Origin of the sequence: Acinetobacter sp. MB5 (assembly GCF_003261585.1) — a bacterium.
Taxonomy (GTDB): domain Bacteria; phylum Pseudomonadota; class Gammaproteobacteria; order Pseudomonadales; family Moraxellaceae; genus Acinetobacter.
The window spans coordinates 31,941-45,749 of the sequence record NZ_POVU01000005.1 but is presented as its reverse complement, the minus strand read 5'-3'; the positions used below and the strand labels follow the sequence as shown (position 1 = coordinate 45,749).

Below are 13,809 nucleotides of genomic sequence, written 5' to 3'. Positions count from 1 at the left end.
TGCCCCTGAAACAAGACAGAAGATGATCAGGAGAATCATAAAAACTAAGAAATCATTTGGACTCATGTGATTACCCCCTCAAACCCAACTTGTTTGAGATACGGCGCAAGTTTTTTACGTTGTTCAGGGTTACTCAGTCTCATAGCAAGACGAGCGGCAAACTGTTCATGGCTTTCCCCTGCTTCGGCAAACTTGCTCGATACTTCGGGATGGTGTGCAAGTTTCTGTGCGAACAGGTTGATTTGTTTTTCAGAGAGTTTTTTCGGTTTTGCTGTCTGCGCTGTTTGATTTTGTGCTGCAGGTGGTTGCTCTCGGTTTTGGTATTTCAATCTTGCATTGAGTAACCAGTCAGCAAAGTGATAGTGCATGAGCTCATTGCATAGATCCTTGTCTGCGTTGTAAGTTTCAAATGCGTTTTGCTCTCGTTTGAACCAGTTGGCGGTTTTGATCTGTTCGATGGTTTCTGCATCGGTGATCAAACCAAGTTCTTCTTCAAGTTTTTTAAAACAGAACCACGTTTTTTTATTTTTAGATTCTATTGGTAGATTCTTTGATAGATTCCGTGTCCCATTGTTGGGACTCTTTAACGGAATTGTTGGGACTCTTTCGGGGAATTGTTGGAACAGTTCCACTATTGGAACTGTTCCAAGATTGGGACTGTTTATTTCATCTTCAGAGACATCAAAGAGTACCGTTGTTGGTACACTTTCACGCCCCTTTACACCGACTAATCGATAGACTTTGATCTGTTTGGTTCGGCCTTTTCGTTCACCTGTATCAACAATAAAACCGTCTTCAACCAGCTCATCGATGATTTTTAAGACAGTTTTACGATCCATTTCTGTATCTTCAACCAAGCGTCCTACACTCGGGTAAGCACAATGATCTTCACCTGCTCGATCAGCCAGTGAAAGAAGGACCAGTTTTTTGAGTGGTTTAAGGCATCCACCCTTGGTTTGCTTTTGCCGGGTGCGCCAAGCCCAAATTGTTGCATCTAAACTCATGCAATTTCCCCTTGTGCTTCAAGTGCCCGTTGATGATGCTTTTCAACATCATCGAAAAGTGGTTGAGGTTCTTCATGTGGAACTAGGCATGTAGTACATGGTTCGGAGTTAAATTCAGTGCATTTGCCTGAGCATGGATGTTGTTGCTGTAATTTCACGTTATATCTCCTATTTTCTTTTGGCATAGCCACCAAACCGTTCAATCAGACCTGAATCAGCAAGGCTTCTTTCAATTTCTTTCGCAAGACTCCAGTGAAGGCGAAACTCCCATTCAAGATTTTTTCTAAAATCTTCACGGCGTACTGCAGCATTACTGACGGTGTAATTTCGTTTGGACAGATTGTCCTGAGCCGTTTTAAACATTCGATCAAAGACACACATTGCTGCTGTGTGCCATTGTTTGATTTGCTTGATTCGGTCTAAGTTTGGTTTTGCTGGTCGTTCGTCATGCATTCCTTCCCTCAACCAAGTTGGTGATTGCCTCTAGCAATGCCTGGTCAAATTCACCAGATGCAATGAATTGATCGATCAGGTTTGGCGATGGCAGCAGATCTGTAAGATGTTGGTCTGTCTTACAGTCTGGACAGCCATCGAAGTACTCTCCTGTTTCTTCATCAAACAGGTCTTTAGTAAGCTGCTGTTCTGTAAATAACTGGTTGCACCAATTGCATTGGATTGTTGGTTTTTCCAAGACTGACTCGCAAAAGCTGTTAAAAGCACTGGAATTGCCAGTGCTAGGTTGTTGTGTTAGATTCGTCATACGTATTCGTTCAGTTAATTGCTGAATGGCAAGAGAAGCTCGGTTGGTCGTAACAACTGAGCTTTTTTTGTGCCTATAAGTTTTGTTTTTGGAGTGACATCAATTATTCGATGTAGTTGTGGAGCAAGTTCAAATTCAGGTATTGGTTCATATTCTGGCTTGTTATTGACCTGTGCTTTCAGATCAGTAAATAACAGTTCTATCTGAGAAATCAGCTCCGCACTGTTCTGCTTACGAGCGGTATCTAAGGTATCTGAGATACTTCTGGTAAGACTTGTTTGTACCTGTGCAAAATAAAATGAACCTTTACTGTGGATCAGACGAATGACAACAGCTCGAACTAGTTCAGACAGACTCAAATTTTGTTCATTTGCGATAAGTACAAGAACTTGCTTTTCAATATCTCTTAATTTGAATGTCACGCTTTCATTTAGTTTTTCAGACATAAGCCACCTGCTTAAAAGTTTTATGTTTAAGGGCTTTTTTCTAAGGTTTAGTGGTTATGCAGAAAGATTTTCAAATTCTTTTAACGCAGGACATAAATCTACCGCTTTGAATTTTCCAAAGGTGGCTTTTTCAGCTCGAATGGCAACTATAGGAGGCATATTCCAACGACCATTCAGGTACCCACTGACTGTTGGTTGAGCTATTCCTAATGCGAAGGCTGTATTCACCTGACCTCCAAAATGAGATACCAATTCTTCATAGATTTTATTACTCATGATTACTCTCTAAATATAGGATCATGACTAATATTATTAGTATTCCAATTTTTTGTAAATAGGAATTCTAATTTGTTCTTTTATTAGCTTACTAATATAATTTTTAAAACAGTTGAGATATTGTATGGAACTCAAAGACCGCTTGAAGCTTGCGAGAAAAAACGCAAAGAAAACTCAAAAAGAAGTTGCTGAGCATGTTGGCATTACTCAACCAACCTTAAGCCAATTAGAAATTGGGTTGCTTAACTCATCGACATTTCTTCCAGCTATTGCAAATTTTTTGGGTGTAGATGCGTATTGGCTTCAAACAGGTAAGTCATCGGATGCTTTTACTGCAAATGATGTCGTCAAGCCAACAGTAGTTTCGACTGAAATCAAAGATGAATTTATTTGGATTGATGTTGTACAAGCTAATTTCTCTTGTGGTAATGGCGAACCTATAGAATTTCATTTTGATGCAATCAATGGAAAACTCCCTTTCCCACCATCTTTTTTTAAAGATAAACGAGTTAATCCGGAACACATGCGTATCATTAAAGCTAAAGGTGACAGCATGTCTGACTTTATTAAAGATGGTGACTATGTTGGAATCGATTTAGCGCAAACTGAAATTATTGATGGTGAGATATATGCTGTTTACTTTGCTCGTGAAGGTATGATTAAGCAAATCTTCAAAGAAGCTAATGGTTCCTTAGTTCTTCATAGCTTAAACAGTAAATATCCTGATAAAATCGTTACAGAAGAAAACGGCAATAATTTTAAAGTAATGGGTCGCCAGTTTTGGCGAGCTGGATAATTTAATCAATAAGAGAAATAAAGATGATAGATTCAATGCAATCAATATTTAATGAAGAGCAGTTGAATGAGATTGATTCAGAAATCGAAGAAAATCAACGCAAAAATGATTTCGATACAAAGGAATATCCTGTTGAAGTTATTGTTAGCAAGTTTACTAAAAATCTTCTCAATACAGATAAAGCAGAATTATTTATCCCAGACTATCAGCGAGAATATATATGGGATCAAAAAAAAGCATCAGAATTTATTGAGTCTCTTATTTTAGATTTGCCTGTTCCATATATTTACGTTGCAGTTGTTAATGGTGGACCTGATGATGGGCGTCTAGAAATTGTAGATGGTTCTCAGCGAATTAGAACTTTAGTATCTTTTTTAACAAATAATTTAGAGCTAAGTGGATTGACAATCCTTCGCTCACTCAATGGCTCAAAATTTAAAGACTTACCTTTTGGACGGCAATTACGCTTTCAAAGAAAAACTGTTCGCTGGATTGAGCTATTAAAAATTTCTGAAGATGACAGACGAGAATTATTTAGACGTATAAATACTGGTGGTGTAATACTTAAGCCAATGGAAGTAAGATTTGGTTCACTTGATGGATCTTTTTTAGAGCTAATCAATAACCTAGCTTATGATCCCCTATTTTTAGAATTATGCCCAATTAGCCAAACTAAAGAAAAATTAAAGCAGAGAGTAGAAATGGTTCTACGATTCTTTGCATATAGACTTGATTTTGAAAGTTACAATAAAGAAGTTGCTTCTTTTTTAGATAATTTTATGAATAAAGTTAATAAAGATATTATTCCATTTAATGAAAGTTATTTTAAATCACTATTTTATTCAATGCTAAATTTTGTTAAAGAAAACTTTCAGCCTCTATATTTTAAGAAAAGCCCAAATAATAATGACGTAGCAAAAATTCGATTTGAAGCTTTATCAGTAGGAGTTTCTTTTGCACTAGAGAAAAATCCAAATATTACTTGTCAAAATACTGACTGGTTAACAGACACCCCTTTCTTTAACTTAACAAGATCTGATGCAAGCAACTCTAAACCTAAATTAATAGATCGAACTTATTATGTAAGAAATAAAATTTTAGGACTAGACTGGGCACCAACTAGTGCTAGTTACAGCTTAGGCGATGTGATAGATGACTAATATTATTTTCACTAATTCAGAAATATTTAATATTCAGGACGATTTAAAAGATGCCCTATCTATGTTTAATTCCAGATATAAAGAGGCAGAAAGCTATATTAACTATTTACAAAAATTAGAAAAAAGAGGAACTCAACTAAAATTTGGCAGTAATCCTAATTTATTTGAAATAAATCGAGAGTTTCTCAAAATTTCTAGAGCAAATGGTTATTTAATTCTTTACAACTTAGTCGAATCAACAATTTATGAGGCAACAACAGGACTTTACAAACATCTTGAGTACAATGTTAGTGAAGTAGATAATCTAATTGATGATCTTAAGGTATTCATTTTTAAAGGAATACAAAATTCCACCCAAGATAATCTCAAGAGTTTCAAGGAAAGCCTTACTTTGGATTTTAGGAATTCTATTTTTCAAATATGTTTTGATAAGCGGAAAATAAAAAAAATGTTTTCAGGAAACCTTGATGCAAAAAAAATTAGAGAGTTTACTGAAGATCATGGAATTTCACTAACTTTAGATGATGAATCAAATCAAGGTGGCCGCTTAAAATATATTAAAGACACTCGTAATGATCTAGCTCATGGATCTGCATCATTTAGCTCAAAAGGCGAAGTTTCAGCAGAAACTCTAAACTCATTATGCAGAGAAACTGGATATTATCTAAGAGGTGTTATACTTTCGATAAATACATTTTTGAATGAGCAAAAATATCATAAACTCATTATTTAAGAATTTTTTGAAAGCTCAATCCAACTACCTCACCCAATCTTACAGGAACTGCATTACCAATCATTCGTCCAATGGTTTTAAAAATAATTGGATGACCTTGGGGTGCAAACTGATAATCTTGAGGGAATGTCTGAAATAAAGCAGCTTCTCTCAAAGAAATTGCTCTATCCTGCTCTGGATGACCAAAACGTCCATTGCCAAAACCGTAACATAAAGTTGTCATAGTTGGAGCTGGCTTATCCCATTCCATGCGACCATAGACAGATGGATAGGATCTACCAGACTCTTTTTTATGACAATCAGCCCTTAATTCTTCAGGCCAATCTCTCCATGTGCCTCCTGCTACAGATGCTTTGATCCGTTTAAAATTTAACTCGCTTAATTTAGCAGCAGCATGTAATGCATCAATATCAGATCTTTGGCCAGCTTTTAAAGGTGTTAATCCCATTATTACTTCTTTTACAGTGATAGGTGTTTGATGTGTTTGCTTTATCAAGTGAACATTACCAATCTTTGAAGCTAACACTACATGACGACGACGTGTTTGAGGAATACCATAATTCACACATGCAACTTCTTGTGCGGAAATTTTATAGCCCAGTCCTTCTAATTCTTGAATAAAATCATGATAAACCTTATGTTTAATCACATCAGGGACATTCTCCATTGTGACTAATTCTGGCTGAACTTCTTTAATCAATCTAGAAAAATGATATAACAAAGGCCATTTTTTATCTGTGCTAGTATCCTTGCCTTGATTGTAAGTTGAAAAAGGTTGACAAGGTGCACAACCTGCTAATAATCGAATCACACCATCAGAGTACCATTGGCTAATTTCACTTCCAGTAACCTCTGCTACATCCTTATGTATGAATTTTGCTTTATTATTAAATTCATATGCATAAGAACAAGCCAGTTCAATATCATAACCAGCTTTGACTTGAATTCCTGACTTTATTAATCCTGCAGTTAGTCCACCAACACCACAGAACAGATCAACAGCTTCTATTTGCATAATCTAGCACGTACCTCCACTTGAGCATATCATACCCTGTTTTTCTCAAAACATTGAGAAGGTAATCAACTTTTATATTGTTCATTAATATTTGATGGATTTTATTTACCAAGATAAAAATTAGAATAATAATTAAATATTAGTATCCCTATTGACTATAAATATAGGAATGCTAATATTTAATAACAAGAAATAAAAAGCCCCCGTTAGACTGGCATCGGACGAGGGCTTTACAAATAACTTTGCGAGGTCATTATGTCTCAACGCGTATCACACAGTCAAACCCCAAAATTTGACTCTAACAAAAGTCAAACAAGCCAAGTGTTATATCGTGAGCCAACAGCTCAAGAGCAACGTGTTAGCCGCATCAAAGTTATGTTGGCCAATGCTAAAGAATTCGCACTTTTTGCAGTTGGTGGAACGATCTGTTACGCCGTGATTACTTTTGTGATCTATAGCTTGTTTGGGAGATAAGACAATGAATGCTTATTTCGACCCAACACTTGCTCCAGCACCAATTGCACTCAGTATTGTAGAAGGCATGAGCAATGCTCAATACCATGCTCGCCCTGAATATAGCTCTAGTCAGCTCAAAGATATGATCCGTTCTGCGGCTCACTTTTACTCACATAATATTGCCAAAGAACATGAGAAAGAGCGTAAAGCCTGTATGGACTTTGGCACACTGGCACACACCCTTTTTCTTGAACCTGAGCAATTTTCAAATGAGTTTGTGATTGCTCCTGTGTTTGATCGCCGTACTAAAGCTGGCAAAGAGGAAGCTGCAGCGTGGGAACAAGCCACTGAAGGTAAAATCCTTGTTACAGAAGAACAAGTTCAAGGTGCTAAACGCATCGTTAAAAATCTTCAAACCTTGAGCATGTACGGCGTTATGCAAAATAACTATGGCATGGCTGAGGCAAGTTTCTTTTTTACAGACCCAATCTTTGGTTTAGAGCTACGTGTACGCCCTGACTACCATATTGTGCCCTGCTCCGCTTTTCCCAATGGTCTAATCCTTGACCTAAAAACAACCAGTGATGCACGTGCTATTGCATTTCAAAGACAATGTGGCAACTTTGCTTATGATCTTTCTGCAGCTATGTACCGTGAAGGCTTCCAGCAAGTTTATGGTACCGAAGATAAACCCGACTTTATTTTCCTGGTTGCTGAAAATACTGCTCCATTCAACGTCAAACAATACAAGGCTTCAAACCTGTTTCTTTCTATTGGTGAGCAACGCTATTACCGCGCTAAAGAACTGCTTGCTGAATCACTCTTATTACAAGAATGGGATGGTTATTCCAAAGAGCTGGAAGAAATCAATCTGCCTTCATACATGCTGAAACAAGCACTTCAACACGAATTTAACTAATTAATTTATTTGGAATAATAATCATGACTCAACAAAACAGCACTTCTGTCGGTCTTTTAAATATTGAAGCTTTTGAGCTTTCTCAACGTATTGCAAAAATGTTGGCCAACTCAACACTTGTTCCTGAGCAATATCGCGCTACTGTTCGTGTTAAGGGTGAAATTCAGCATGATGGATCAATTCGATACAAAGACAGCAATGGCAACTGGCTTTACCATTATGAAGAAAATCCAAATGCCATTGCCAACTGTGTGATTGCTTTAAACATGGCTAGTCGTATGAATACAGATCCCCTTTTGGTTATGCAAAACCTATACTTAATTGAAGGTCGTCCAGCATGGACTTCTCAGTTCATTACGGGGACGATCAATAGTAGTGGTCGCTTTTCTGCGCTCCGTTTTGATATTGAGGATCTTGGTGAAAAAACTATCCCTTATATCGAATATGAGTGGAAAAATGGAAAAAAAGAACCTGTCCAAAAAAGTATTACCATTCAAGACATGTCATGCGTGGCATGGGCCATTGAACGCGAAACCAATGAGCGTGTTGAATCCACAAAAATCACCTTGGAAATGGCAATCAAAGAAGGTTGGTTTCAAAAGAATGGTAGCAAATGGCAAACCATGCCACAGCAAATGCTTTCCTATCGTGCTGCATCGTTCTTTGGTCGTTTATACGCACCTGAACTCTTGATGGGTTTACGCAGTGCCGAGGAAGAACAAGAACGTAGCATTATTGATGTCACTCCAGATGAGTACCAGGAACAAGTCACCTCTGCGACTGATGCCTCTGCTACAACATTGAAGCGAGATATTCTCCAATCTAAATCTTTGGATCATTTAAATACACTGGAGAGCAAAATCACGGCACTTGAAAATGCCAATGAACGTGAGGAATTGCTCAAGCTGTTTAATGCTCAAAAAACCAAGCTTTCTAGCCAACAGGAAGGTTCTGAACAAAACAATCCAGCACCAGTCCGAAAACCACGTACACGCAAAGCAAATGCTCAAGAGGCACAAACTGTTGTTGAGGAAATACCTGCAGAAGAAACCCATCCAATTGATGTTCAAGCTACAGATGACGTTTCTACTCCACGGAAAAGCTCAGATGAGATGCGTAAGCTATACAGTGCTGAATTGCACAAGGCTCAATCTCTAGCAGAAATTAATGATTCTATTGGCGCATTTGAAAGTGATGAATGCCTAACAGATCAGCATAAATCTTATCTACGTGAGGTTGCCAAACAATGTACGGCGAAATTTGGACAACCACCCGTACAGCAACAACAAACTATAGATCAGAACAAGAGCAAGTCTGCGCGAGATGGGATTGAGCAAATGATCAAGGGCGCCGAGGACATTTTCACTCTTGAAACCCAAGTGGCCAATACAATCAATGGTTATAAATCAAAACTAACACCTGAAGATCACCAAGCAGTTTTGAATCTATATGCACAACGCAAAACCCTATTCAGTCAACAAAGTATGTTTGATGGAGATCAAAGCGGCCAACTCCCCTTTGTTGATGCAATGATACTAAAGATCCGACAAGCCAAAACTATAGATGAGCTAGTCGCCATCATTACTGATCCAGATGTCACTAAAACCAATGACCAGCGTATCAATCAAGCTTATGACTTACGCCTTTCTGAACTTAAAAACTAAAAATGCCAGGAGGCAGGAAATCCTGCCTCCAATAATTTGGAGCATAGAACGATGAACCTAATTAACACCCAAAAATTAAGCCAAGAAATTGAATCTGAGTTAAAGGCATTTTGCCAAGAGCATGCTCTAGATCAGCAACAGTATCAGCGTCTCTGTGACATTGTTGATAAAGGGTATTTACTAGCTGAGCACGTTACTCAAGCTGCAATTAAAAATCAGTTCAACTAAACACTTGAGCAAATATTTGCACTTTTATTTAAGCATTTTAAATTTATGTGCATATTTTTGCTCATATGAGGATAAAGCATGAGAACACCTGCGAATCAAAATGAAAATCTCGATACTTCAATGATGTTGATTCTTCGATACAAACGTCCAGTAGTCGCTTTGAAAGATATTGTGACTGATTACATGCCACATTTAGATATGGGAGCAGCGAAGCAACGAGCAGCTAAATGCAAGCTACCATTTCCTGCGTTCAAAGTAGATGGTAATAAATCTGAATACTTCGTAAACTTATCAGATATTGCTATGTGGCTAGATTCGCTTCAAAAGGAATCACAAAAGAATTGGAGTGAGGTGAATTAATTTCGCCTCAATTTTTTACGCCAATTTTACGCCATGCGCCAAGATAAAATACTTAAGTTATTGTTTTTAACTTATTATTTAAAATACTCTTTCCCACCTGCCATCGGCGCGACCCAAATTTGGTTACGCTTTGTTTTATCGAACAATTCTTCGATGACTTTGTTTTCAAACAATTTTGCACTTCCTATTTTTTCGGTGGTTAATTCATATCAGCAAAAAAACTGATTGTTCTAGATTTTCAAAACCAAATCCAATTCTTAAAAAAGAGAACATGACAAACCAAACTCGCAATAGAATGGATAGCTACTCTATTTCTTTTAAATTTAATCAGAATGAATGAAGAACACCGAAACTGAGACTTAAATCAATCCCACTATTTTAAAGCCAGATGACATATAAATGTTAAAAAAATTTGGGGCAATTTGGAATGATAGATAAAAGCACAACTCTTTTATATAAACCCAAAATACTCAAAAATGCATTTGTAAAAATAAATGTATTACTTTCTTAAATTTCTTTTATATGTATTGCACTGCATAGAAATAGATTTCAATTGAGCTTATAAGGTGCAAGCAATCATGAAATAAACTTAATAAAAAGAATAATCAAATGATGATGGCTCTCAAGATCTAGCATAGTGCTACACAACTATATAAAAATCAGGTAAATAACATACTGCTATTTACCTGAATGTTCTCAATTCAATATTCACTAACTTTCAATCACTTTATAAATTTTACAAGTTTCCTCACTTTGAAACAGCAATTCAGTCGATGGTAAAATCTGTTCTCCATAAATTTCAATAAAATCAACTTTTTGCTCTAAGGAATATTGTTCAGATTTTTCACCTTCAGCAATTTGTTTCAAGACTGCCTTTGCCAAATGGTAGACATCGAATTGATCCTTCACCTGAATATGGATTGTTTTCATTTTTTATTTCCTCACCTATCCTGATTGGTCATTTTTTATAACACAGTTTTTCAAATGAGAATTTTTTGTAATTGTTAAAATTTATCGCATTGTGAACGCTCTGTAAATTTGCTTCCAAATTCTTTAACCAATGGAATGTGCAGATAGCAGAATTGCGACACTAAGTAAGCTGATACATTCAGAAATTTCAATACTTGCGCCAACAGTATCTCCTGTGATTCCGCCCAAGCGCTGTACAAAGAGATGACGCAAATAGCATAAACAGCTACAAAATATAACCGCTACACACAGTCCCAAAACACCAAAATTCAGGCATCCCAATAAGCAAATGCCAAATATGAGCCATAACCATTTTCGAGGTAAATCTTGCACAAAAGATGTGCCTAATCCTCGTTTTCGCACATAATCACACGTAAGGAAAAGAAAGAGAGCCGATAGACGCCCAAGTACAGGAATAATCAATAGCCAGTAGATTTGTTGCAACTCCAAAATCACATACAGGCTGGAAAATTTAAGCAATAAACTCAAAATAAGGCTTAGCACACCGATTGGACCACACTGTGGATCTTTCATAATCGCTAAAGTGCGCTCACGATCACCATAACCACCAATCCAAGCATCAGCTGTATCAGCCAAACCATCTAAATGCAGACCACCTGTAATAACAACCCATACGGTTAAAATCAGGCTGCTAGAAAGTAGAAGGGCTAAATGAGTAGCACTGACTCCCCATGCTAAAACAAATAGCAAAGCCCCAATCAATAAACCAATCACAGGATAAAATAACAAAGAGTATGCACTTTGTTGAGGACTGGGCATGGCTTTAAGTTGTACAGGGAGTATCGTCAAAAACTGTAGCGCAATCCAAAATGGCATCATCTAGTTTTCTCTTGAATGTGTAATGACAAATCTTGATTCCGACTCAGCAATATTGAATGAATACTCGCCAGTTCAGCCGACATACTCAGGAGTTGTGTAATTGGCTGTAGATGAGCCATACACTTTAACCATTTAATCACACCACCATGAGACACCAGTAAAATGCTTTGCCATTGTTGTTGCTGCGCCTGAGTCAGCAATTCCTGAAACCCTTGTTGCAAACGGGCTTGAAACTCAGCTAAGTTTTCACCTTGTGGTGGAGCATATTGACAAGGATCCTGCCAAAAATTTCCAAGCAGGTCGGGTTGGGTTTCATGAATATGTTGTACTGTCAGGCCTTCCCATACACCAAAATTAAGTTCTTTAAACTCAGGCATCACGACTAAAGGTAAATCAAACTGCTGTTGAACATCTTGTGCGAAGCTCAAACAACGCTGCAAAGGCGAAGTAACAATTGCATCCCACATACAATGCTGTTGCACATACACTGCAATTGTTTCCTGCATCTGCTGCCAGCCTTCAGCCGTCAATGCGTCATCTAAATACCCACGCAAGGTATGTCCTTGCGTGGTTTGACCATGCCGAAGTACATCCAGTTGCAACATTTACTGTTTTTCGCCTGTCACAGCCGCTTGCTGAAAAGTCGCCATTTCATTGTGCAGCACACATGCCGTTTTTAAAACGCCCAATGCCACACCCGCACCACTTCCCTCACCCAAACGCAAGTTTAGTTGTAAAATTGGTTGAGCATGTAATTCTTTTAAAATGCGCGCATGTCCATATTCAGCAGACTGATGTCCAAACAACATCCATATCCGTGCTTTAGGCTGAATACGCACCGCAATTAAAGCCGCCACAGAACTGATAAAACCATCAATCAATATTGGAATACCAACCTGAGCACACCGTAAATAAGCACCTACCATTGCAGCAATTTCAAAACCACCAACAGCGGCTAAAATTTTAACTGGATCTGACTTTACATTTGCTTTATGCAATTCAACTGCCCGTTGAATCACGTGTTTTTTATGCTGTAATTTGGCGTGATCAATTCCTGTACCAACACCTGTCAGTATTTCGGCAGACTCATCGAGCAACAAACATGCTAAAGCTGATGCTGAACAGGTATTTCCAATTCCCATTTCCCCAGCAATAAAGAGATTGCTGTGCTGCTCTGCTGCCTGATCAACACTGCTTTTCCCAATCGTCATTGCAGCGATACATTGTGTTTCACTCATGGCAGCAGTCTTGGTAAAGTTTTGTGTGCCTGCATCAATCGGATACTGCTGCACACCCTGATAATCGTAAGTATCACCGACCGTGCCACAGTCAATCACTTGCAAATATGCCTGATGCTGTTTCGCAATGACACTGATTGATGCGCCACCTGTCGTAAAATTTTGCAGCATTTGACGAGTAACCGCTTGTGGGTAAGCAGAAATATTTTCCTGCATAACCCCGTGATCACCCGCAAACAAACTAATCCAAACGTGATCAATATTTGGCTGCTCAGTATGCTGTAAACCCGCCAATGTAACTGCAAGTTCTTCTAGGTATCCCAATGCACCCGTCGGTTTAGTCAGTTGAGCTTGCCTTTCTAATGCTTTTTCTTGAAATCCACAATCGATATTACGGCATGGTTGTAACCACCAACTCATTGTTCTACTCCTTTCAATTGCATCGGAAACCCAGCAACACAAAACACGGCATGTTGACAAATTTGTCCCAAAGCCTGATGTAAGCGACCCGATTCATCAACAAAACGTCGTGTAATTTCCCCTAATGGCACAACTCCAAGTCCCGTTTCATTGCTCACCAAAATAATTTCCGATTGTAAATTTGGCAATAATTCCAATAATTTCAGACATTCACGTTGCTGTAAATCAGGATCTTGCGCATGCAGCAAATTACTCATCCAAACGGTTAAACAATCAACCAAAACCACTTGTCCAGCACAGTCAATTGCATTTAAACGATCTGCCAAATACATCGGCTCTTCAACCAATGTCCAGTTCTGATCACGGCGTTGCTGATGATGCTTAATACGTTCTTGCATCTCTTGATCAACTGCTTGAGCAGTCGCGATATAGACACGTGGTTTTTGTGTTGCGAGTGCAAGCTGCTCAGCATAATGACTCTTGCCTGAACGAGCCCCACCCAATACCAAATGCAACATAAATAAA

Annotated in this window: 20 protein-coding genes; 8 read left to right on the top strand and 12 right to left on the bottom strand. The window is 38.1% G+C overall.

All coding sequences use genetic code 11. The annotated features are described in order from the left end of the window. Nucleotides 1-62: 62 nt before the first annotated feature. From C1A47_RS08080 to C1A47_RS08060, 6 genes are read right to left on the bottom strand one after another with little or no spacing between them, the layout of a single operon-like run. A complete protein-coding gene (locus C1A47_RS08080) occupies nucleotides 63-1,004 on the bottom strand; it encodes a helix-turn-helix domain-containing protein (RefSeq protein WP_111894204.1) in 942 nt (313 codons plus the stop codon). Then, complete coding sequence (locus C1A47_RS17660; protein ID WP_162625927.1) at nucleotides 1,001-1,162, bottom strand: hypothetical protein; 162 nt, start codon at nucleotides 1,160-1,162, stop codon at nucleotides 1,001-1,003. The genes C1A47_RS08080 and C1A47_RS17660 overlap by 4 nt, the downstream gene beginning before the upstream one ends. Before the next feature lie 10 nt (nucleotides 1,163-1,172). Continuing rightward, complete coding sequence (locus C1A47_RS08075; RefSeq protein WP_111894202.1) at nucleotides 1,173-1,457, bottom strand: hypothetical protein; 285 nt, start codon at nucleotides 1,455-1,457, stop codon at nucleotides 1,173-1,175. Next, the gene (locus C1A47_RS08070) at nucleotides 1,450-1,764 is read right to left on the bottom strand and encodes a hypothetical protein (protein WP_111894200.1); all 315 of its coding nucleotides are present in this window, start codon (nucleotides 1,762-1,764) and stop codon (nucleotides 1,450-1,452) included. Before C1A47_RS08070 ends, C1A47_RS08075 begins: the two co-directional genes overlap by 8 nt. Nucleotides 1,765-1,778: 14 nt before the next feature. After that, on the bottom strand, nucleotides 1,779-2,210 hold the full coding sequence (locus tag C1A47_RS08065) for a hypothetical protein (RefSeq protein WP_111894198.1): 432 nt from the start codon (nucleotides 2,208-2,210) through the stop codon (nucleotides 1,779-1,781). A 54-nt stretch (nucleotides 2,211-2,264) separates the two neighbouring features. Further along, complete coding sequence (locus C1A47_RS08060; RefSeq protein WP_111894196.1) at nucleotides 2,265-2,486, bottom strand: YdaS family helix-turn-helix protein; 222 nt, start codon at nucleotides 2,484-2,486, stop codon at nucleotides 2,265-2,267. A gap of 124 nt (nucleotides 2,487-2,610) precedes the next feature. Here C1A47_RS08060 and C1A47_RS08055 point away from each other — a divergent pair, with 124 nt between their 5' ends. Genes C1A47_RS08055 through C1A47_RS08045 form a run of 3 tightly spaced genes read left to right on the top strand, consistent with a single transcriptional unit; the run spans nucleotide 2,611 to nucleotide 5,175 of the window. Further along, complete coding sequence (locus C1A47_RS08055) at nucleotides 2,611-3,282, top strand: XRE family transcriptional regulator (protein WP_111894194.1); 672 nt, start codon at nucleotides 2,611-2,613, stop codon at nucleotides 3,280-3,282. Nucleotides 3,283-3,305: 23 nt separating this feature from the next. Then, on the top strand, nucleotides 3,306-4,442 hold the full coding sequence (locus C1A47_RS08050; protein WP_111894192.1) for a DUF262 domain-containing protein: 1,137 nt from the start codon (nucleotides 3,306-3,308) through the stop codon (nucleotides 4,440-4,442). Then, a complete protein-coding gene (locus tag C1A47_RS08045) occupies nucleotides 4,435-5,175 on the top strand; it encodes an MAE_28990/MAE_18760 family HEPN-like nuclease (protein WP_111894190.1) in 741 nt (246 codons plus the stop codon). Before C1A47_RS08050 ends, C1A47_RS08045 begins: the two co-directional genes overlap by 8 nt. Here the strand turns inward: C1A47_RS08045 and C1A47_RS08040 are convergent. Next, nucleotides 5,168-6,190, bottom strand: coding sequence for a DNA cytosine methyltransferase (locus tag C1A47_RS08040; RefSeq protein WP_171294355.1), 1,023 nt, complete (start codon nucleotides 6,188-6,190; stop codon nucleotides 5,168-5,170). The genes C1A47_RS08045 and C1A47_RS08040 overlap by 8 nt on opposite strands. 255 nt (nucleotides 6,191-6,445) lie before the next feature. Between C1A47_RS08040 and C1A47_RS08035 the strand changes: the two genes are divergently transcribed. The 5 genes from C1A47_RS08035 (at nucleotide 6,446) to C1A47_RS08020 (ending at nucleotide 9,817) form a co-directional block, all read left to right on the top strand. Continuing rightward, nucleotides 6,446-6,664 (top strand): hypothetical protein, encoded by a 219-nt coding sequence (locus C1A47_RS08035; protein WP_111894186.1) that lies wholly within the window; start codon nucleotides 6,446-6,448, stop codon nucleotides 6,662-6,664. A 4-nt stretch (nucleotides 6,665-6,668) separates the two neighbouring features. Further along, on the top strand, nucleotides 6,669-7,565 hold the full coding sequence (locus C1A47_RS08030; protein ID WP_111894184.1) for a PD-(D/E)XK nuclease-like domain-containing protein: 897 nt from the start codon (nucleotides 6,669-6,671) through the stop codon (nucleotides 7,563-7,565). Between the two features lie 23 nt (nucleotides 7,566-7,588). Then, complete coding sequence (locus tag C1A47_RS08025) at nucleotides 7,589-9,229, top strand: recombinase RecT (protein ID WP_205669586.1); 1,641 nt, start codon at nucleotides 7,589-7,591, stop codon at nucleotides 9,227-9,229. A 51-nt stretch (nucleotides 9,230-9,280) separates the two neighbouring features. Next, complete coding sequence (locus C1A47_RS17655; protein WP_162625926.1) at nucleotides 9,281-9,457, top strand: hypothetical protein; 177 nt, start codon at nucleotides 9,281-9,283, stop codon at nucleotides 9,455-9,457. Between the two features lie 78 nt (nucleotides 9,458-9,535). Then, nucleotides 9,536-9,817, top strand: a complete 282-nt coding sequence (locus C1A47_RS08020; RefSeq protein ID WP_111894182.1) for a pyocin activator PrtN family protein — start codon at nucleotides 9,536-9,538, stop codon at nucleotides 9,815-9,817. Between the two features lie 711 nt (nucleotides 9,818-10,528). On the opposite strand, the gene C1A47_RS08015 is transcribed toward C1A47_RS08020, so the two are convergent. From C1A47_RS08015 to cobU, 5 genes are all read right to left on the bottom strand, one after another. Further along, nucleotides 10,529-10,747, bottom strand: a complete 219-nt coding sequence (locus C1A47_RS08015) for a hypothetical protein (RefSeq protein ID WP_111894180.1) — start codon at nucleotides 10,745-10,747, stop codon at nucleotides 10,529-10,531. 123 nt (nucleotides 10,748-10,870) lie between these two features. After that, nucleotides 10,871-11,626 carry an adenosylcobinamide-GDP ribazoletransferase gene (locus tag C1A47_RS08010; RefSeq protein WP_111894178.1) on the bottom strand — a complete coding sequence of 252 codons (756 nt, stop codon included), beginning with the start codon at nucleotides 11,624-11,626 and terminating at the stop codon, nucleotides 10,871-10,873. Beyond that, nucleotides 11,623-12,231 (bottom strand): histidine phosphatase family protein, encoded by a 609-nt coding sequence (locus tag C1A47_RS08005; protein WP_111894176.1) that lies wholly within the window; start codon nucleotides 12,229-12,231, stop codon nucleotides 11,623-11,625. Before C1A47_RS08005 ends, C1A47_RS08010 begins: the two co-directional genes overlap by 4 nt. Then, on the bottom strand, nucleotides 12,232-13,284 hold the full coding sequence (gene cobT, locus C1A47_RS08000) for a nicotinate-nucleotide--dimethylbenzimidazole phosphoribosyltransferase (RefSeq protein WP_111894174.1): 1,053 nt from the start codon (nucleotides 13,282-13,284) through the stop codon (nucleotides 12,232-12,234). After that, nucleotides 13,281-13,802: a bifunctional adenosylcobinamide kinase/adenosylcobinamide-phosphate guanylyltransferase gene (gene cobU, locus C1A47_RS07995; RefSeq protein WP_111894172.1), complete on the bottom strand. Its 522-nt coding sequence runs from the start codon at nucleotides 13,800-13,802 to the stop codon at nucleotides 13,281-13,283. The genes cobT and cobU overlap by 4 nt, the downstream gene beginning before the upstream one ends. Nucleotides 13,803-13,809: the final 7 nt, after the last annotated feature.

Coding starts and splice junctions, on each gene's coding strand:
- C1A47_RS08015 (WP_111894180.1), bottom strand. CDS start 10,747: ATGAAAACAATCCATATTCAGGTGAAGGATCAATTCGATGTCTACCAT.
- C1A47_RS08050 (WP_111894192.1), top strand. CDS start 3,306: ATGATAGATTCAATGCAATCAATATTTAATGAAGAGCAGTTGAATGAG.
- cobT (WP_111894174.1), bottom strand. CDS start 13,284: ATGAGTTGGTGGTTACAACCATGCCGTAATATCGATTGTGGATTTCAA.
- C1A47_RS08010 (WP_111894178.1), bottom strand. CDS start 11,626: ATGATGCCATTTTGGATTGCGCTACAGTTTTTGACGATACTCCCTGTA.
- C1A47_RS08045 (WP_111894190.1), top strand. CDS start 4,435: ATGACTAATATTATTTTCACTAATTCAGAAATATTTAATATTCAGGAC.
- C1A47_RS08060 (WP_111894196.1), bottom strand. CDS start 2,486: ATGAGTAATAAAATCTATGAAGAATTGGTATCTCATTTTGGAGGTCAG.
- C1A47_RS08030 (WP_111894184.1), top strand. CDS start 6,669: ATGAATGCTTATTTCGACCCAACACTTGCTCCAGCACCAATTGCACTC.
- C1A47_RS08005 (WP_111894176.1), bottom strand. CDS start 12,231: ATGTTGCAACTGGATGTACTTCGGCATGGTCAAACCACGCAAGGACAT.
- cobU (WP_111894172.1), bottom strand. CDS start 13,802: ATGTTGCATTTGGTATTGGGTGGGGCTCGTTCAGGCAAGAGTCATTAT.
- C1A47_RS08020 (WP_111894182.1), top strand. CDS start 9,536: ATGAGAACACCTGCGAATCAAAATGAAAATCTCGATACTTCAATGATG.
- C1A47_RS08055 (WP_111894194.1), top strand. CDS start 2,611: ATGGAACTCAAAGACCGCTTGAAGCTTGCGAGAAAAAACGCAAAGAAA.
- C1A47_RS17655 (WP_162625926.1), top strand. CDS start 9,281: ATGAACCTAATTAACACCCAAAAATTAAGCCAAGAAATTGAATCTGAG.
- C1A47_RS08080 (WP_111894204.1), bottom strand. CDS start 1,004: ATGAGTTTAGATGCAACAATTTGGGCTTGGCGCACCCGGCAAAAGCAA.
- C1A47_RS08070 (WP_111894200.1), bottom strand. CDS start 1,764: ATGACGAATCTAACACAACAACCTAGCACTGGCAATTCCAGTGCTTTT.
- C1A47_RS08035 (WP_111894186.1), top strand. CDS start 6,446: ATGTCTCAACGCGTATCACACAGTCAAACCCCAAAATTTGACTCTAAC.
- C1A47_RS08025 (WP_205669586.1), top strand. CDS start 7,589: ATGACTCAACAAAACAGCACTTCTGTCGGTCTTTTAAATATTGAAGCT.
- C1A47_RS08075 (WP_111894202.1), bottom strand. CDS start 1,457: ATGCATGACGAACGACCAGCAAAACCAAACTTAGACCGAATCAAGCAA.
- C1A47_RS08040 (WP_171294355.1), bottom strand. CDS start 6,190: ATGCAAATAGAAGCTGTTGATCTGTTCTGTGGTGTTGGTGGACTAACT.
- C1A47_RS08065 (WP_111894198.1), bottom strand. CDS start 2,210: ATGTCTGAAAAACTAAATGAAAGCGTGACATTCAAATTAAGAGATATT.